The sequence below is a fragment of the Oceanimonas sp. CAM02 genome (assembly GCF_032842915.1).
Lineage (GTDB): Bacteria > Pseudomonadota > Gammaproteobacteria > Enterobacterales > Aeromonadaceae > Oceanimonas > Oceanimonas smirnovii.
In genome coordinates, this window is the sequence record NZ_JAWJBK010000024.1 from 111,847 (window position 1) to 130,509 (window position 18,663).

16 protein-coding genes are annotated in these 18,663 nt (G+C 57.5%); 11 read left to right on the forward strand and 5 right to left on the reverse strand.

Going from position 1 to position 18,663, the window contains the following annotated elements:
• The first annotated feature begins 2 nt into the window (after window positions 1–2).
• From cydB to R0I78_RS07895, 3 genes are read left to right on the forward strand one after another with little or no spacing between them, the layout of a single operon-like run.
• Window positions 3–1,139, forward strand: a complete 1,137-nt coding sequence (cydB, locus tag R0I78_RS07885) for a cytochrome d ubiquinol oxidase subunit II (RefSeq protein WP_317074949.1) — start codon at window positions 3–5, stop codon at window positions 1,137–1,139.
• A gap of 9 nt (window positions 1,140–1,148) precedes the next feature.
• Window positions 1,149–1,262 (forward strand): cytochrome bd-I oxidase subunit CydX, encoded by a 114-nt coding sequence (cydX, locus tag R0I78_RS07890; RefSeq protein ID WP_317074950.1) that lies wholly within the window; start codon window positions 1,149–1,151, stop codon window positions 1,260–1,262.
• Entirely contained in the window at window positions 1,252–1,500 is a 249-nt protein-coding gene (locus R0I78_RS07895) for a hypothetical protein (RefSeq protein WP_317074951.1), read from the forward strand. Before cydX ends, R0I78_RS07895 begins: the two co-directional genes overlap by 11 nt.
• A 7-nt stretch (window positions 1,501–1,507) precedes the next feature.
• On the opposite strand, the gene R0I78_RS07900 is transcribed toward R0I78_RS07895, so the two are convergent.
• From R0I78_RS07900 to prlC, 3 genes are all read right to left on the reverse strand, one after another.
• On the reverse strand, window positions 1,508–2,266 hold the full coding sequence (locus tag R0I78_RS07900) for a class I SAM-dependent methyltransferase (protein WP_317074952.1): 759 nt from the start codon (window positions 2,264–2,266) through the stop codon (window positions 1,508–1,510).
• Entirely contained in the window at window positions 2,235–4,637 is a 2,403-nt protein-coding gene (locus R0I78_RS07905; protein WP_317074953.1) for a putative bifunctional diguanylate cyclase/phosphodiesterase, read from the reverse strand. The genes R0I78_RS07900 and R0I78_RS07905 overlap by 32 nt, the downstream gene beginning before the upstream one ends.
• Window positions 4,638–4,750: 113 nt before the next feature.
• Window positions 4,751–6,793 (reverse strand): oligopeptidase A, encoded by a 2,043-nt coding sequence (gene prlC, locus R0I78_RS07910; protein WP_317074954.1) that lies wholly within the window; start codon window positions 6,791–6,793, stop codon window positions 4,751–4,753.
• Window positions 6,794–7,008: 215 nt separating this feature from the next.
• On the opposite strand from prlC, the gene gorA reads away from it, so the two are divergent.
• Both gorA and phaR read left to right on the forward strand, forming a co-directional pair.
• The gene (gene gorA / locus R0I78_RS07915; protein ID WP_317074955.1) at window positions 7,009–8,361 is read left to right on the forward strand and encodes a glutathione-disulfide reductase; all 1,353 of its coding nucleotides are present in this window, start codon (window positions 7,009–7,011) and stop codon (window positions 8,359–8,361) included.
• A 132-nt stretch (window positions 8,362–8,493) separates the two neighbouring features.
• A complete protein-coding gene (gene phaR, locus R0I78_RS07920; RefSeq protein WP_019934543.1) occupies window positions 8,494–9,009 on the forward strand; it encodes a polyhydroxyalkanoate synthesis repressor PhaR in 516 nt (171 codons plus the stop codon).
• Between the two features lie 171 nt (window positions 9,010–9,180).
• Here phaR and R0I78_RS07925 read toward each other — a convergent pair whose 3' ends face one another.
• Window positions 9,181–9,663 carry a peptidylprolyl isomerase gene (locus tag R0I78_RS07925; protein WP_019934544.1) on the reverse strand — a complete coding sequence of 161 codons (483 nt, stop codon included), beginning with the start codon at window positions 9,661–9,663 and terminating at the stop codon, window positions 9,181–9,183.
• Window positions 9,664–9,789: 126 nt separating this feature from the next.
• Window positions 9,790–10,428, reverse strand: a complete 639-nt coding sequence (locus tag R0I78_RS07930; RefSeq protein ID WP_317074956.1) for a phasin family protein — start codon at window positions 10,426–10,428, stop codon at window positions 9,790–9,792.
• 642 nt (window positions 10,429–11,070) lie between these two features.
• Here R0I78_RS07930 and gcl point away from each other — a divergent pair.
• The 6 genes from gcl to R0I78_RS07960 all read left to right on the forward strand — a co-directional run bounded on the left by gcl (window position 11,071) and on the right by R0I78_RS07960 (window position 18,645).
• On the forward strand, window positions 11,071–12,846 hold the full coding sequence (gcl, locus tag R0I78_RS07935) for a glyoxylate carboligase (protein ID WP_019934547.1): 1,776 nt from the start codon (window positions 11,071–11,073) through the stop codon (window positions 12,844–12,846).
• A 61-nt stretch (window positions 12,847–12,907) separates the two neighbouring features.
• A complete protein-coding gene (gene hyi, locus R0I78_RS07940; protein ID WP_019934548.1) occupies window positions 12,908–13,690 on the forward strand; it encodes a hydroxypyruvate isomerase in 783 nt (260 codons plus the stop codon).
• Between the two features lie 36 nt (window positions 13,691–13,726).
• Window positions 13,727–14,614 carry a 2-hydroxy-3-oxopropionate reductase gene (locus tag R0I78_RS07945; protein ID WP_019934549.1) on the forward strand — a complete coding sequence of 296 codons (888 nt, stop codon included), beginning with the start codon at window positions 13,727–13,729 and terminating at the stop codon, window positions 14,612–14,614.
• A 184-nt stretch (window positions 14,615–14,798) separates the two neighbouring features.
• Window positions 14,799–16,067 (forward strand): glycerate kinase, encoded by a 1,269-nt coding sequence (locus R0I78_RS07950; RefSeq protein WP_317074957.1) that lies wholly within the window; start codon window positions 14,799–14,801, stop codon window positions 16,065–16,067.
• Between the two features lie 184 nt (window positions 16,068–16,251).
• A complete protein-coding gene (locus R0I78_RS07955) occupies window positions 16,252–17,355 on the forward strand; it encodes a carboxynorspermidine decarboxylase (RefSeq protein WP_317074958.1) in 1,104 nt (367 codons plus the stop codon).
• A 51-nt stretch (window positions 17,356–17,406) separates the two neighbouring features.
• Window positions 17,407–18,645 carry a saccharopine dehydrogenase family protein gene (locus tag R0I78_RS07960; protein ID WP_317074959.1) on the forward strand — a complete coding sequence of 413 codons (1,239 nt, stop codon included), beginning with the start codon at window positions 17,407–17,409 and terminating at the stop codon, window positions 18,643–18,645.
• Window positions 18,646–18,663: the final 18 nt, after the last annotated feature.

Genomic DNA, 18,663 nt, shown 5'->3' on the forward strand with positions numbered 1-18,663 from the left:
GCATGGATTATGAACTGCTGAAACTCGTCTGGTGGGCACTGATTGGTGTGCTGCTGGTAGGCTTTGCGATTACTGATGGCTTTGATATGGGGGCCGGTGCCATGCTGCCTTTTGTGGGCCGTACTGATCTTGAGCGCCGGGTGGCCATTAATGCCCTTGGGCCGCACTGGGACGGGAACCAGGTCTGGTTTATTACTGCCGGCGGTGCGCTGTTTGCTGCCTGGCCCATGGTATATGCGGTGGCATTTTCAGGCTTTTACTGGGCCATGATGCTGGTGCTGTTTGCGCTGTTCTTTCGCCCGGTAGGCTTTGAATATCGCTCCAAGGTAAAAGATGATCGCTGGCGTCGGGCCTGGGACTGGGGCATTTTTGCCGGCTCTGCCATTCCAGCGCTGGTATTTGGCGTGGCCATTGGCAACCTGTTTCTGGGCGTCCCCTTTGAACTGGATAACCTGATGCGATCCCGTTATGACGGAGGTTTGTTTGGCCTGCTTAACCCCTTTGCACTGCTGTGCGGCGTGGTCAGTCTGAGCATGCTGATGCTACATGGCGGCAACTATCTGCAATTGCGTACCGATGGGGCCGTTGCCGAGCGGGCTCGCCGCATTGGCCAACTGGCGGGGCTGGTTGCCATCAGCAGTTTTGTACTGGCTGGGTTGTGGCTGAAGCTGGGCATGGCAGGCTATGTGATCCAGGCCATGGGTGAACCCGGTGCTGTGCTGGTGCCCACCGCTAAAGAAGTGTCATTGGTACCGGGTGCCTGGCTGGCCAATTATGAGCATTTTCCGCTGTTGTGGCTGGCACCCGCTGTGGGACTTGCCGGTATGGCGCTGTCGGTGCTGCTGGGCAGCGCACGCCGACCAGGCTGGGGCTTTACCTACTCGGCCCTGGCCTGTGCCGGCGTTATTTTCACCGCAGGCGGATCGCTGTTTCCCTTTGTGCTCACGTCCAGCCTGAGCCCCAATCATAGCCTGACCCTGTGGGATGCGGTATCCAGCGAAAAAACCCTGGGCATTATGCTGGTGGTGGCCATCATTTTTGTGCCTATCGTGCTGGGCTACACCCTCTGGTGTTATCGGAAAATGTGGGGCCGGGTAACTGAGCAGCACATTAAGCAAAATTCTGTCGGCAGTTATTAAGGAGTCGTTATGTGGTATTTTGCGTGGATTCTGGGCATTTTACTGGCCTGCAGCTTTGGCATTATTAACGCCTTGTGGCTGGAATTTTCCGAGTTTGGCCCGGACGAGGACCATGATCATTAACAGCAAGTTACGTCCGGTATCGGCGCTGCTTGCACTGGCCGGCGTGGCCCTGATCTGGAGCCGGGTGGTGGCGGGACAGGTCCCGCCCCATGGCTGGTTATCATTGATGATGATCGCCATGGCCTTATGTGTAGTGCATGCCGTGGGCTGGCAATGCCGAAAACGGTGGGAGCTGTGGCTGTTTGCTCCTCCTCTGCCTTGGCTGCTGTGGGGCCTGGCAGCCAGTGTGATGCTGTAACGCGAGTTTACAGCGCCGCCTTCACATATAGATCAAAGCGGTTGTTCTTGCTGCTGATTTGCGCAGAAGGGGCTATTTCGTCAAGAAAGCCGGCATAATCGGGCCGTTTGACCACCACCCGGGCCCGGGCCAGTGCCAGTGCCGGGGTCAGCTGGTGGTCGGCGTCTTCGTCGGCCCCTACCAGAGAGTGAAACACTCGCATTTCTTTCTTGACCAGTGCCGCTTTTTTCTTGTGAGGAAACATGGGGTCGAGGTAGACCACATCGGGCTGCTGCTGAATGTCGGCAAGCGTGCAGCCAAAGGGCAGCAGCTGCAGCCGCTCCCGCACCCAGTGGCCAATGCCAGCATCGGCGGCCGCCCGGCGCAAACCGTCTTCCAGTAATGCATGCACTACAGGGTGGCGCTCGCATAAGGTTAGGGTGCAGCCCAGAGAGGCCAGCACAAAGGCATCCCGGCCCAGGCCGGCGGTGCCATCCACGACGCGCGGGTTATGGCCATGTTTGAGCCCCACCGCCTTGGCAATGCTCTGGCCCCGGCCACCACCAAATTTACGCCTGTGGGCCGCCGCGCCCTCAACGAAATCCACAAACACCGCCCCCAGCTTGGGCTCGTCCAGCTTGCGCAGCTCCAGCCGGCCTTCGGTGAACACCAGGGCAAAGGGGGCGGCCGCAGTCACATCGCTTAACCGGGTGCGCAATAGATTGGCCTGAGGCTCAAGGGTGGTGTCCTGCAGTTCAATCTGCAGCGGGTATTGTGTGTCCGGCATAGGTTTCCAGAAAAATCAGCAGCTCGCGCAGGGGCATGGGTCTGGCAATCAGATAGCCCTGCAGAAAATGGCAGGGCTGGGTAGAAAGGTAGGCGGCCTGAGCCGGTGTTTCCATGCCTTCTATCACCACTTGCATGCCAAGATCGCCGATAATGCGCAAAATCCCTTCCAGCAGCAAGCCATCTTTATGATTACCGGGCAGATGATCGATAAAGCTCTTGTCAATTTTGACCAGATCAATGGGAAAGGCGCGCAGATAATTCAGCGCCGAAAAGCCGGTGCCGAAGTCGTCGATGACAATGCGGCAACCCGCCTTGCGCAGAGCGTCAATGCGCTCCAGATGGTGTTCATTGCCCTGCATAAACAGCGATTCGGTAATTTCAAAAATAATCTGCTGAGGATCCAGCCCGTGGCGTTCAATAATGGATAACCATTCGTCGCCGTCCAGCCCCAGACTCTGAAACTCCAGGCTGGAACGGTTAATGGCCATATGCAGAGACTGGCCGGCCAGCTTGAGCCGGTGCAGATCGGCACAGGCGCGGTTCAGCACCCAGTCGCCCAGCGCCTGCACCATGCCGCACTCTTCTGCCACCGGCACAAACTCCATGGGCGAAATGGGGCCAAGCTCGGCATGATGCCAGCGCACCAGCGCTTCCAGCTTGGTGATTCTGCCGCTGGCAGTATCGACGATGGGCTGATAATGCAGGCGCAACCCGCCCTGACGAATGGCATCGGTCAGATCGTGCTGCAACCGGATTCGGCGGCTCTGACTGCGGTTCAGCTCATCATCATACAGTGCCAGTGACTCGTGCTTTTGCTTGGCACCAAACAAAGCCTGCTCCGCATGCTGCAGTAAGCTTTCGGCATCTTTTTCATTCAGCCCGGGCCAGAGCGCGCCGCCTATGGTGGCATCCACATAGAGCTGCTGCTCGGCCATGGCCAGCGGCCGAGCCAGGGCATTAAGCAGATGGCGGCCAAAAATGCGCGCCTGACGCGGATGGGCAATACCGGGCACCAGCAAAGCAAATTCGTCACTGCCAATGCGTGCCAGATCGTCACCGCTGCGCAGCCGGTCACGCAGCCGGGCGGCTACCTCCTGCAGTACTCTGTCACCTACCCTGTGGTTGATGGCATTGTTGAACATGCGGAAATTGTTAATGTCGAGGATCATCAACGCAAAAGGCTCGTTCAGCCGGCAATAACGCGCCAGCCGTTGCTGAAAGCTGGCACGATTAGTCAGGCCGGTGAGCGTATCCTTTTCTTCCGGCGGCGCATTTTGTTCGGCGGCATCGGGCTGCTTCATCTCACTGAATACCGCCACAAAATGAGCCTGCCCCTGCTGATCATACAAAGAGCTGATGCTGAGCCGCTCCGGATACACCTGACCACAGCGCCGGCGGTTCCACACCTCACCCTGCCAGCGGCCCTGCTCGTTCAGGGCCCGGTTCATCTCCCGATAAAACTCCCGACTGTGCAGACCGGAGCGCAGCAATGACGGGTGACTGCCCTGCACGTCACTGGCCCGATAGCCGGTCACTCGTTCAAAAGCCGGGCTCACTTGCTCAATGCGGCTGCTGGCATCGCAGATCATCACGCCTTCCGGCTGCTCCGGTGCAGGAATAAAACGCAGACTCATGCCCTGAGGGGCCGTCGCTCTGGGTCGCAGGCTGGCCAGGGTGCCCATCAGGCACAGCGGCTGATTGTCGGCAGTGCGCACCAGTGTGAGCTGGGTTTCTCCCAGCAAAAGATGGCCCTTGGGATGCAGATAATGCTTTTCCATTACCGCGATGCCCAGCTCCGGCTCATTTGCCAGCCGCTGATACAAGCGCCGGGTTTCCGGCCAGTCGGCCCCCAGGCTGAACTCACGCAGGGAGCGGCCCGCCATGTTGGCGGCGGTTTTGCCGGCAATGCGGCGCACCGCCCGGTTGGTCCACTCCACCACGCCATCAGGTGTGGCCCGTACCAAAGGCAGCGGAAAATATTCAAACAGGGGTAAAACCGACATCGCCTGCTGAGCGCGGTCGGCATGGGTAAAGACGGAGGCAAAAAAGCCCAGCCAGGCCGTTTTGGATAAACGGACATGACGCCGGCGCTGCAGCAGAAACAGCGCATAACCATCATACTGGGCTGACAGCGACAGAAACTGTCCGGAGCCCATATTCAAATGACGACAAAGGGGATAACTCAGGCGCTGAAACGGCCGTTTTCCCGCCACAGACAAGGGGGCATCCGGTAATGGTACACCCGCTGCCAGCAGCGGTTGCCAGTGCCTGCCATGGCGTTGGCACAGCAGCACACCATCGGCCAGACGCTGCTCTACCAGCTGGCTGATGCACCAAAGACTGAACCAGGAGGTTATCCCATGTTCCATTGCGCTATCTCATGTAAAAAGTTCTCGGTTTATTTTGCCTTTGTATCTGTGTTGGCTCCACACCCGTGCCATTAATAAAAAAGGTGGCCGAAGCCACCTTGTCAGTCACAGGCTCAGGCAGCAATGCCCGAGTGACGCAGCAGGGCGTCTATGTTGGGCTCGCGGCCGCGGAACTGTTTAAACAGCTCCATCGGCTCTTTTGAGCCTCCCTGCTCCAGCACGGCATGCAGAAAATCACGGCCGGTTTTGGCCGAGAACACCCCTTCTTCCTCAAAGCGGGAAAAGGCATCGCTCGACAGCACTTCGGCCCACTTGTAACTGTAGTAGCCCGCCGCGTAACCACCGGCAAAAATATGCGAGAAGCCATGCTGAAAGCGGTTAAAGGCCGGCGGCGTCATCACCGCCACCTGGCTGCGCACCTCATTCAGCACTTGCTGCACCCGGCCCGGCTCGGCGGCGCTTTTATCCATATGCAAACGGAAGTCGAACAGGGCAAACTCCAGCTGACGCAACATCATCAGCGCCGAATGGTAGTTGCGCGCCGCCAGCATGCGATCCAACAAGTCTGCCGGCAGCGGCTCGTGAGTTTCATAATGACCGGAGATAAAGGCCAGCGCCTCGGGCTGCCAGCACCAGTTTTCCAGAAACTGGCTGGGCAGCTCCACCGCGTCCCAGGCCACGCCGTTAATACCGGCCACGCCGGCCACGTCCACCTTGGTAAGCATATGATGAATGCCGTGACCAAACTCGTGGAACAGGGTCAGCACTTCGTTGTGGGTAAACAAGGCGGGCTTGTCCCCCACCGGCCCGTTGAAGTTGCAGGTGAGGTAGGCCACCGGCTTTTGCAGGGTGCCGTCTTCCCGGTAGCGCCGGCCGATGCAGTCATCCATCCAGGCTCCGCCGCGCTTTTTGGCCCGGGCATAAAGGTCAAGATAAAAGCTGCCGCGCAGCTCGCCGGTGTCGTCGAAGATATCAAAGAAGCGCACATCTTCATGCCACACTTCCACCCCGAAGCGCTCCACTACCTTGATGCCGAACAGGCGCTTTACGGTTTCAAACAAACCGTGAATGACGCGATTTTCCGGAAAATAAGGGCGCAGCTCTTCATCGGAGATGGTGTATTTGTGCTGCTTGAGCTTTTCACCGTAATAGCTGAGATCCCAGGCGTTAAGCTCGGTCACGCCATATTCCGCCCCGGCAAATTCACGCAACTCGGCCAGTTCGGCCTTGCCCTGCGGATGGCTGCGATCCGCCAGCTGCTCAAGAAAATCCAGCACCTGCTGCTCACTTTCTGCCATTTTGGTGGCCAGCGACACCTGAGCGTAGTTGTCAAAGCCCAGCAGTCCGGCCAGCTCCTGCTTCAGCGCCAGGGTTTCTTCTATGATGGCGGTGTTATCAAACTCACCGGCATTGGGGCCCTGATCCGACGCCCGGGTGGTAAAGGCAAAATACATTTCTTCACGCAGGGCGGCATTGTCGGCATACATCATTACCGGCAGATAAGACGGAATATCGAGGGTAAATACCCAGCCGTCCAGCTCCCGGGCTTTGGCCTGAGCCTCGGCGGCCGCCAGCGCCGACTCGGGCAGGCCGGCCAGCTCGGCCTGGTCGGTTACCTGCTTGTGCCAGGCCTGAGTGGCGTCCAGCACCCGGTTGGCAAAGGTGGATGACAGCTCCGACAGGCGGGACTGAATTTCACCAAAGCGGCGCTTTTGCTCCGCCTCAAGGGCGATGCCCGACAGGCGAAAATCACGCAGGGTGTTATTCACTTCCTTTTGCTGGGCCAGGCTCAGCTTTTTAAAATTGTCCCGCGCGGCCAGGCTCTGATAAGCCTCAAACAGGCCCTGATGCTGGCCCATCCAGGTGTGGTATTCCGACAGCAGCGGCAGGCACGACTCATAGGCCTGGCGCAGCTCGTCATTGTTCATCACGCTGTTAAGGTGGCTCACCGGCGACCAGATGCGGCTGAGGTGATCATTGACCTCTTCCAGCGGGGCCACCAGGTTGTCCCAGGTGAATGCTTCATCCCGGGACAGCACCGCCTCTACACGCTTTTTACAATCGGCAATGGCGTGCTCTACCGCCGGCTTTACGTGTTCCGGCTTTATCTGACTGAACGGCGGCAGGCCGTCCATGGTGAGAAGCGGGTTTGTCATGTCCTGTACCTCTTATCGTTATGGCCATCGCGCTGCCATGGCAGCCGAGGGAATACCCTCTAACATGGTGATAATGGCGATAATGTTCAAGCCTTTACTGCTCGTGTCCGACAGTTGACCGCCGGACTGCTGTTTTATTGACCATGGCACTCACTCTTACTTGAGGTACAATCGGCCAACGGCTTTGAATGAACCTTCATCCACGGAGCAAACTTATGGCACAGCATTTTGACTATATCGCCATTGGCGGCGGCAGTGGCGGTATTGCCTCCGCCAACCGGGCGGCCATGCATGGCAAAAAGGTCGCCCTGATTGAAGCAAAAGATCTGGGCGGCACCTGCGTTAACGTGGGCTGCGTACCCAAAAAGGTGATGTGGCACGGCGCTCAGGTGGCCGAGGCCATTAAACTGTATGCCGCCGATTACGGCTTTGATGTGGAGCTCAAGGGCCACAGCTGGAGCACCCTGGTAGAAAGCCGTCAGGCATACATTGGCCGCATTCATCAGTCTTACGACCGGGTGCTGGGCAACAACAAGGTAACGGTGATCAAGGGCTTTGCCCGCTTCAAAAATGCCAACACGGTGGAAGTGAACGGCGAGGAATATACCGCCGACCATATTCTGATCGCCACCGGCGGCGAGCCCATTATCCCGCACATTCCCGGTGCCGAGCATGGCATTGATTCCAACGGCTTTTTTGAGCTGACTGAGCAGCCCAAACGCGTCGCCGTGGTGGGTGCCGGCTATATTGCCGTTGAACTGGCCGGCGTGCTGCACGGCCTGGGCAGCGAAACTCATCTGCTGGTGCGCAAACACGCGCCGCTGCGTAACTTCGATCCGCTGCTCACCGACACCCTGGTAGAAGTGATGGCGGCAGACGGCCCCACCCTGCACACTCACTCCGTGCCTCAGAGCGTAGAGAAGCACAGTGACGGCAGCCTGACCCTGACGCTGGAGAACGGTGAGTCACTGACCGTCGACTGCCTGATCTGGGCCATCGGCCGCCGTCCGCTCACCGGCAGCCTCAACCTTGAAAGTGCCGGCGTTGAGCTGGACGACAAGGGTTACATCAAGGTCGACGAATACCAGAACACCTCAGCCCCGGGCGTGTACGCCGTGGGTGACAACATCGGCTATGTGGAGCTGACCCCGGTGGCGGTAAAAGCCGGCCGTCAGCTGTCCGAGCGGCTGTTCAACAACAAGCCCGACGCCAAAATGGACTATGAGCTGGTGCCCACAGTGGTGTTCAGTCATCCGCCCATCGGCACCATGGGCCTGACCGAGCCACAAGCCCGCGAGCGCTTCGGCGACGACAAGGTCAAGGTATACACCTCTTCCTTTACCGCCATGTATACCGCCGTTACCCAGCACCGCCAGCCCTGTAAAATGAAGCTGGTGTGCGCCGGCGATGATGAAAAAGTAGTGGGCATTCACGGCATCGGCTTTGGCATGGACGAAATCCTGCAAGGCTTTGCGGTAGCAGTGAAAATGGGTGCCACCAAGGCCGACTTTGACGCCTGTGTGGCCATTCACCCAACAGCTGCCGAGGAGTTTGTTACCATGCGGTAATGAATTTTCTTGCGTATAAAAAACCGCCGCAAGGCGGTTTTTTTCGTCTGTTGCTCATAATCGTCGCCAAATTGAGCGGCCTGCCCGATTGGGATACACTGACTGTTATTCTTTTTTCAGGGCCAGTGTCGCATGTCAAAATCCCAGGACAGTATTCGCACCATCAAGAAATACCCCAACCGCCGCCTGTATGACAGCCACACCAGCAGCCACGTGACTCTGGCCGATATTCGCCGGCTGGTGCAGGATGAAGAGCCCTTTCAGGTGGTGGACGCCAAAACCGGCGAAGACATTACCCGCAGTATTTTGCTGCAGATTATTCAGGAAGCGGAAAGCGGCGGCGACCCCATCTTTTCCAGCGACATGCTGAGAAACATCATTCGTTTCTACGGCCCCTTTCAGGGCGTGCTCGGCAGTTATCTGGATGAAAGCATCCAGTCAATGATAGAGGTGCAGGCCAGGGCCGGCATGCAGTCAACTCAGGCCTGGAGCGAGTTTATGCAGGGTCAGGTGCCCATGCTGCAGGAAATGATGCGCCAGTATGTAGAGCAGTCGCAACAGTTGTATTTCAACACTCAGAATATGTTCGGTCTGTTTGGTGGCTCCCCGGCGCAGCACGACAAGGATAAAAAAGACGGCGAGAAGTAATTCCCCGCCGCCTCTCTTTCAACATTCCGCCGCCGGCCTGATGTTGCGATTCGCTTCGCTCATCAGCAACCTACGACCCTGTAGACAATACGAAAGCTGCACGAAGCAGCAGTGGGGATTGCCGGAGCCGACCGTGTCGGCGGAGCGCAACCGCGCTGCTGCGCATACAGCTCAGTGCTGATGGCCACCTTCGCCGTGAGCGTGGCCGTGCTCCAGCTCTTCTGCGGTGGCGGCGCGCACCGACACCACTTCCAGATCAAAGGTCAGAGTGCGGCCGGCCAGCAGATGGTTCAGATCCACATCCGCCATAAAGCGGCCCACCTTTACCACTACTACCTGGCGGGGACCATTCTCGGTGTGCACCATGGCCACCATGCCCGGCTCCCAGCGCTTGGCACCCTGCAGGTGACGAATGGATACCCGCTGGATCAGGCTCTCGTCCCGCTCACCATAGGCATCGGCCGGCGGCAGGGTCACACTGAAACGGTCGCCTTCGTTCTTGCCGTCCAGCGCTTTTTCCAGCCCTTCCAGCATATTGTCGTTACCGTGCAGGTACGCCAGCGGTGCCTTGCCTTCGTTGGTGTCCATCACTTCACCCTGCTCATCCTTCAGGGTGTAGTTAAACTGCACTACCGTGTCTTTTACAATTTGCATTGTCCGTCCTGTTAAGAAATAAAAACCGCCGCATAATACCAGAAGCCGCTGCAAGCCCATAAAACAGAAAAAGACGGCAGGGTTACCCCGGCCGTCCAGATTTCAGCTCTGTTTTTATTCTTGGTTTCAGTTTGCCTTGGCAGCACCACGGCCGTTCTTGGCGGCATTGTTATTATTGGCAGCAGCGGCGGCAACGGCACTGATGCCTTTTTCAGTGGCTTCGGCGACCTGACGAGCGGCCTTTTCAGACTGCTCGGCAGCCTGCTTGATCACCTTATCGGCAATGTCGGCAGCGTCTTTGGCGGCTTTCTGGGCACCTTCACGGGCTTCATTGGCCTGACTCACTGCCTGCTTGATGGCAGTCACTGTGTTTTCAGAGCCGGCCGGAGCGTGGGCGGCAAACTGCTCTACCCACTCGTCTACCTGCTGGCTGCCGGCAGCCCACTGCTGCTCACCGTAAGCATTCAGCTGCTGCTGAGCACCGGCGACCACACCAAACACTTCGCGGTTGGTTTCCAGCTGACGATCCAGCAGGCCGCTGGGGCTGAAGGTGGCCTGGTTCAGCTCGGCCAGACCCTTGAGGTCACGAACTGCCAGCAATTTACCGGCATAGTCAAACTGGGCTGCACTGAGTTCGGTAACGGCTTTCAGCTGCAGCTGGCCCAGCTTTTCGGCACTCGCCAGCAGGCTGCTGCTCAGTTCCTGAACCAGAGCAAGATTATCCTGTTGCGCTTTCTGCAGTTTTGCAAAATCAAACCATGACATAGTGGCGTCTCCTGATGAATGAAAAAGGGCTGCTTGGCCCGCACGCCTGCAAAACCCTTTACCTCTGACCGGATTTGGCGCGCACCATCAATATTGCACTGCACAAAAAACTTTTCAAGGCTTCTTTTTGTGCAGCGCAAAAAAGTGCATTTATGCTTCTGTTTGAGGATACCTTGAGTGGCGATAAAGAATAATTTGGCAGCGCAAAGGTATCACTGATTTGTTCAGGTTAAATGAATACAATATGACAACATTTTTGTACTATACTTGCTCCATATCCGGGTGCTCCGCGCGACCGGCTCCAGCGTCGGGAACCTATATAAAAAGAAAAGAAACCCTTTTCCACAAACTGAGAGGTCCTTGCAACAGCTTAACGAAGCACTTTTCCGCTCTGTACTAATACAAGAAAAACAACACTTTGCCCTGCCTTTTGTAGTCTGACACCCATCTTTATTCCCGTTTTGCGTTTCCACATTATAAAAATGATTTCCAAAACTTGTTGATCGTCACATTTTTTTTCGTATCATCAGGGTATGGGTTGCGCAGATGTTAAGGTCCTCACCAGGCCTGTCTGTGCACCACTGTATTAGTGACTTACAACAACATGGTGCCGAGAGCACCTCTGATGAATGGATACACATCATGGCTAAAATGAAAGCAATCGAAGCGGCCGCCAAAATCCTGGAGCTGGAAGGTGTTAATAAAGCCTTTGGCGTTCCCGGTGCCGCCATCAACCCCTTCTACGCCGCTCTGAAGGGTCTCGGCTCCATCGATCACGTACTGGCCCGTCACGTTGAAGGTGCCTCTCACATGGCTGAGGGTTACACCCGTGCCAACGCCGGCAACATTGGTGTGTGTGTGGGTACTTCCGGCCCTGCCGGCACCGACATGATCACCGGTCTGTACTCTGCTTCTGCCGACTCCATTCCGATTCTGTGCATCACCGGTCAGGCACCCCGTGCACGCATGCACAAAGAAGACTTCCAGGCTGTAGACATCGAGTCTATCGCCAAGCCCGTTACCAAGTGGGCGGTTACCGTGCTGGAGCCGGGTCAGGTTCCCGGTGTATTCCAGCAGGCCTTCCACATCATGCGCTCCGGCCGTCCGGGTCCCGTGCTGATCGACCTGCCCTTCGACGTGCAGATGGCCGAGATTGAATTCGATCCGGAAGCCTACCAGCCGATGACTCCCTACAAGCCGGCTGCTACCCGCATTCAGGTTGAAAAAGCCCTGACCATGCTGAACGACGCCGACAAGCCGCTGCTGGTTTCCGGTGGTGGTGTGATCAACGCCGACGCCGCTGCCCTGCTGACCGAATTCGCCGAAGTGCTGAACGTGCCGGTTATTCCGACCCTGATGGGCTGGGGCACCATTCCCGACGACCACGCGCTGATGGCGGGTATGTGCGGTCTGCAGACCTCTCACCGCTACGGTAACGCCAACCTGCTGGCGTCCGACTTTGTACTGGGTGTAGGTAACCGCTGGGCCAACCGTCACACCGGTTCCGTTGACGTTTATACCAAGGGCCGTAAGTTCGTTCACGTAGACATCGAGCCCACTCAGATCGGCCGCGTATTCGGTCCGGATCTGGGCATCGTATCCGACGCCAAAGTCGCTCTCGAGCTGTTCGTTGAGGTCGCCAAAGAGTGGAAAGCGGCCGGCAAACTGAAAGACCGCAGCGCCTGGGTTGCCGAGTGTCAGGAGCGCAAGCGCACCCTGCAGCGCAAGACCCACTTCGACAACACCCCGGTGAAGCCGCAGCGTGTATACGAAGAAATGAACAAGGTCTTCGGCCGCGACACCACTTACGTGTCTACCATTGGTCTGTCTCAGATCGCTGCTGCCCAGTTCCTGCACGTGTACAAAGATCGTAACTGGATCAACTGCGGTCAGGCCGGTCCTCTGGGCTGGACCATTCCGGCTGCTCTGGGTGTGTGTGCCGCCGATCCGGCCCGCAACGTGGTTGCGCTGTCCGGTGACTATGACTTCCAGTTCATGATTGAAGAGCTGGCGGTAGGTGCTCAGTTCAAGCTGCCCTACATTCACGTGCTGGTAAACAACTCCTACCTGGGTCTGATCCGTCAGTCTCAGCGCGGCTTCGACATGGACTACTGCGTACAGCTGGCCTTTGAAAACATCAACGCGCCGGAACTGGGCGAGTACGGTGTGGACCACAAAGCCGTGGTAGAAGGTCTGGGCTGTAAAGCCATTCGCGTATTCAAGCCGGAAGACATCGCTCCCGCGCTGGAAGAAGCCAAGAAGCTGATGGCCGAGTTCTCTGTACCGGTAGTGGTTGAAGTGATTCTGGAGCGCGTGACCAACATCTCCATGGGTGTTGAAATCGATGCTGTAAACGAGTTCGAAGAGCTGGCTGAGAAGGGTGAAGACGCCCCGACCGCCATCTCTCTGCTGGACTGATAGTGATGGGGCCTGCGGGCCCCATACTGACGTTGCCCCCAACTGAATAAAGGACATCGCAATGCCGAAATTAGCTGCCAACCTGTCGATGCTGTTTACTGAAGTCGACTTCCTGGATCGTTTTGACGCCGCCGCCAAGGCCGGTTTCAAGGGTGTTGAATACCTGTTCCCCTATGATTTCTCTGCTGATGAAATCAAGGCCAAGCTCGATGCCAACGGCCTGACCCAGGTACTGTTCAACCTGCCCGCCGGTGACTGGAACGGTGGCGAGCGCGGTATCGCCTGTCACCCGGATCGGGTTGAAGAATTCAAGGCCGGCGTAGACAAGGCCATTGAATACGCCAAAGTACTGGGTAACACCCAGGTGAACTGCCTGGCCGGTATTCAGCCTGCCGGTGTGGCTTACGAAGAAGCGGAAGCCACCTTCGTTGCCAACCTCAAGTACGCTGCCGAAAAACTGAAAGCGGCCGGCATCAAGCTGATTGCCGAAGCCATCAACACCCGTGACATTCCCGGTTTTTTCCTGAACAACACGCAGCAGGCGCTGGATATCATCGAGAAAGTGGGTTCCGACAACCTGGCTTTCCAGTATGACATCTACCACATGCAGATCATGGAAGGTGACATCATTCCGACCATGGAGAAGAACCTGGGCATCATCAACCACATTCAGCTGGCTGATAACCCGGGTCGTCACGAGCCGGGCACCGGCGAACTGAACTACCACAATATCTTCGCCTTCCTGGACAAAGCCGGCTACGACGGCTGGATTGGTGCCGAGTACAAGCCGGCCACCACCACCGAAGAAGGCCTGGGCTGGTTGAAAACTCACGGCGTGGTTTAAGGTTTTTTACTTAATTCAGATAAAAGGATGATGAACATGAAAATTGGTTTCATTGGTACCGGTATCATGGGTAAGCCCATGGCTAAGAACCTGCAGAACGCCGGTCACACCCTGTATTTCTCCGAGCACTTTAACAAGGCCCCGGCTGATCTGCTGGGCGACAACGGCATTGCTCTGGCCAACCCCAAAGCGGTTGCCGAAGCGGCTGAAGTGATCATCACCATGGTGCCCGATACCCCTCAGGTAGAAGACGTGCTGTTTTCTGCCAACGGTGTGGCCGAAGGCCTGTCCGCCGGCAAGGTAGTGGTAGACATGTCTTCCATCTCTCCCATCGCCACCAAGGAAATTGCCAAGCGCGTTAAAGAAACCGGCGCTGACTTCCTGGACGCGCCCGTATCCGGCGGTGAAGTCGGTGCCATCAACGCTACCCTGACCATCATGGTGGGCGGCGACCAGGCGGTGTTCGACAAGATCAAGCCGCTGTTTGAAATCATGGGCAAGAACATCACCCTGGTAGGCGGTAACGGTGACGGTCAGACCACCAAGGTAGCCAACCAGATCATCGTGGCGCTGAACATTGAAGCCGTTGCCGAAGCCCTGGTATTTGCCTCCAAGGCAGGCGCCGATCCGGCCAAGGTACGTGAAGCCCTGATGGGCGGCTTTGCTTCTTCCAAGATTCTGGAAGTGCACGGCGAGCGTATGGTTAAAGGTACTTTCGATCCGGGCTTCCGTATTGCCCTGCACCAGAAAGACCTGAACCTGGCCCTGACCGGTGCCCGCGAGCTGGGTGTTTCTCTGCCCAACACCGCCGGCGCACAGGAGCTGTTCAACACCTGTAACGCCCTGGGCGGTTCCGGCTGGGATCACTCCGGTCTGGTTAAGGCGCTGGAGCACCTGGCCAACCACAACATTCGGGGCGAATAAGTCCTGAACCAAAGGGCGGCCTGAGGCTTCAGCCGCCCCTTGGTAGACCTCGGGGCAAGCGTTGGCGACAAGCTGACTTTCACTCAGGGGGCTTTGTGTTAGACACTGGTCGCTGAATGTTTGCCCCACCCTGTTAATGAATCAACAACCGCAAGAAGACAGCCGTTTTTTCAGGAGTATTGCAATGGATATCCAACCCAAGGAGTTGTTACAGCAGTTATTCGACAGCGCCGTGGCCGCCGCCCTGCCCAAAGGCAACCTGGCCGAATACCTGCCGAAGGATACTCGTCAAAAAGCCGTTGTCATCGGTGCCGGCAAGGCCGCTGCTTCCATGGCCGCCGAGCTCGACGCTATCTGGGAAGGTGAACTGTCCGGCGTGGTGGTGACCCGCTACGACCACGGTGCGCCCTGTGAGCGCATTGAAGTGATTGAAGCCGCCCACCCGGTGCCGGATGATGCCGGCGAGCGCGTGGGCCGCCGCATTCTGGAGCTGGTGGAAGGCCTGGGCGAAGACGATCTGGTGATCTGTCTGCTGTCCGGTGGTGGCTCCTCGCTGCTGAGCCTGCCGGCCCCGGGTCTGACCCTGTCCGACAAGCAGGCCATCAACAAGGCCCTGCTCAAGTCCGGTGCCGCCATTGATGAAATGAACTGCGTGCGCAAGCACCTGTCCGGCATCAAGGGTGGCCGTCTGGCTGCTGCCGCCTACCCGGCCCGCCTGATTGCCCTGGGCATTTCAGACGTGCCCGGCGACGAGCCCACAGTAATCGCTTCCGGCCCCACCGTGGCGGATCCGACCACCTCCGCTCAGGCCCTGGCCATTCTCGACAGCTACGGCATCGAAGTGGGTGCTCATGTGCGCGCCTGGCTGGAAAGCCCTGAGTCCGAAACCGTCAAGCCCGGTGACGAGCGCCTGAGCAAGGCCGAGTTCCACATGATTGCCACCCCGCAAGACGCCCTGGACGCCGCCGCGCACCTGGCCCGCTCCAAGGGTCTGGCACCGCTGGTGCTGGGTGACTGCATTGAAGGTGAGTCCCGGGAAGTGGCCAAGGTGCACGCCGCCATCGCCAAGCAGATCCTCAAGTGCGGTCAGCCGCTGCAGGCACCCTGTGTAATCCTGTCCGGCGGTGAAACCACGGTTACCATCAAGGGTAACGGCCGTGGCGGTCGTAACAGCGAGTTTATGCTGAGCCTGTTCAACGAGCTCAAGGGTCAGGCCGGCGTCTATGCCCTAGCGGCCGACACCGACGGCATTGACGGCGTGGAAGATAACGCCGGTGCCATGATCACCCCTGAGCTGTTTGCCCAGGCAGAAGCCGCCGGCCTGAAGGCCGAAGACTACCTGGCCAACAACGACAGCTACGGCTTCTTCTCCCAGCTGGGTGTGCTGGTGGAAACCGGCCCGACCCGCACCAACGTGAATGACTTCCGGGCCATTCTGGTGCTGCCGAAGTAACCGCCTGCTCAGGCAATAAAGCTGTTTCCGCAAGACCGGCCACTGTGCCGGTCTTTCTTTTTTGCATGGTCACGGTTTTTGATGCCACACTTTTTGCTCGAAGCGCCACCCCCTTTCCTCTATAATCACGCGCTTTCAAATTCCCGGATGCGGGTGGTGTTTACAGCCTGGAGGGTTACCCCGAGTGATCAAGACGCCTTACTATCTCATCGACAAAACCAAGCTGCTGCGCAACATGGAGAGAATCGCCTATGTACGCGAGCACTCCGGCGCCAAGGCACTGCTGGCCCTGAAATGTTTTGCCACCTGGTCGGTATTCGACCTGATGAGCCAGTACATGGACGGCACCACCTCTTCCTCACTGAACGAAGTGAAGCTGGGCAAACAGAAGTTCGGCGGCGAGACCCATGCCTACAGCGTAGCCTATGCCGACGACGAAATAGCCGAAGTGCTGGCCCACTCCGACAAGATCATTTTTAACACCATCGGCCAGCTCGAGCGCTTTGAACAAGCGTCTGCCAGCCATGTGCGCGGCCTGCGGCTGAACCCGGGGGTATCCAGCTCCGAGTTCATTATTGCCGATCCGTCCCGCCCCTTCAGCCGTCTGGGCGAGTGGGATGCCGACAAGGTGTTGCGGGTGATGGACAAGATCTCCGGCTTTATGATTCACAACAACTGCGAAAACAGCGACTTCGTGTTGTTTGACCGCATGCTGGGCGAAATTGAGCAGAAATTCGGCTCTCTGCTGAGCCAGCCGCAAATCACCTGGGTAAGCCTGGGCGGCGGCATTCACTTTACCGGTGACGGCTATCCGGTAGACGATTTCTGCGCCCGGCTTAAAGCCTTCTCCGAGCAATTTGGCGTGCAGGTCTATCTGGAGCCGGGTGAGGCCTCCATTACCATGAGTACCTCCCTGGAAGTGACCGTGCTCGACACCCTGTTCAACGGCAAGCAGCTGGCCATAGTGGACAGCTCCATCGAGGCCCACATGCTCGATTTGCTGATCTACCGGGAAACCGCCAAGATGGCCCCGAACGACGGCGAACATCAGTATATGGTGTGCGGCAAGTCCTGCCTGGCCGGCGACATCTTCGGTGAATTCAACTTTGAACAGCCGCTGCAGGTAGGGGATCGGCTATCCTTTATCGATGCCGCCGGCTACACCATGGTCAAGAAAAACTGGTTTAACGGCGTGCAAATGCCCGCCATTGCCGTGCGTGAGCTCGACGGCAGTGTAAATCTGGTCAGGGAATTTACCTTTGACGACTTTGTAGATGGCCTCTCCTGAGGCATGGAGTAACCACAACGCAGCCTTTCAAGGAGGCTCCAGAGGAAAAAGATGAAGAAGAACGTACTGATTATTGGTGCCGGTGGTGTTGCCCAGGTTGTTGCCCACAAGTGTGCGCAGCATAACGATGTTCTGGGTAACATTCACATCGCCTCGCGCACTGTCGACAAATGTCAGCAAATCGTCGACAGCGTACGGGAAAAGGGCAGCCTCAAGGTTGCCGGTGAATTGCAAGCCCATGCCCTGGATGCGCTCGATATTGAAGCCACCAAGGCATTGATTGACAAAACACAGTCGCAGATGGTGATCAATGTCGGTTCGGCTTTCATCAATATGTCGGTACTGCAGGCCTGTATCGAGACCGGCGTGGCCTATCTCGACACCGCCATTCACGAAGACCCGACCAAAATCTGTGAAAATCCGCCCTGGTACGCCAACTACGAGTGGAAGCGCAAGGCTCTGTGCGAAGAGAAAGGCGTGACCGCCATTCTGGGTGCCGGCTTTGATCCGGGCGTGGTGAATGCCTACGCCGCCGTGGCGGTAAATGAATATTTCGACAGCGTTGACTCCATCGATATCATCGATATCAATGCCGGCAGCCACGGCCGCTACTTTGCCACCAACTTCGATCCGGAAATCAACTTCCGCGAGTTCACCGGCCGGGTCTGGTCCTGGCAGAACAACGAGTGGGTGCAGAACCAAATGTTCGAGCACAAGCGCACCGACGATCTGCCGGTGGTGGGCTCACAGACCAGCTACATGACAGGTCACGATGAAATCCACTCTCTGTCCCAGAATCTGGGCGTGCCCAATGTGCGTTTCTGGATGGGCTTTGGCGAGCACTACATCAATGTGTTCACCGTGCTCAAGAACCTGGGTCTGCTGTCCGAGCAGCCGGTGACAACCGCCGAAGGCCTGGAAGTGGTGCCGCTGAAAGTAGTTAAAGCCGTGCTGCCCGATCCGTCTTCTCTGGCCCCGGATTACACCGGCAAGACCTGCATCGGTGATCAGGTGAAGGGCAAGAAAGACGGCAAGGACAAGGAAGTATTTATCTATAACGTGGCCGACCACGCCGATGCCTATGCCGAAGTGGGCAGCCAGGGCATTTCCTACACCGCCGGTGTGCCGCCGGTGGCCGCCGCCATGTTGATTGCCACTGGCGAGTGGGACGTGAAGAAAATGGTGAACGTGGAAGAGCTTGACCCTAAGCCGTTCATTAACCTGCTGAACGAAATGGGCCTGCCGACCCGCATCAAGGACGAGCAGGGCGACCGCCCGCTGAGCTTCTGAGCTTAGTCAGTGATGCCA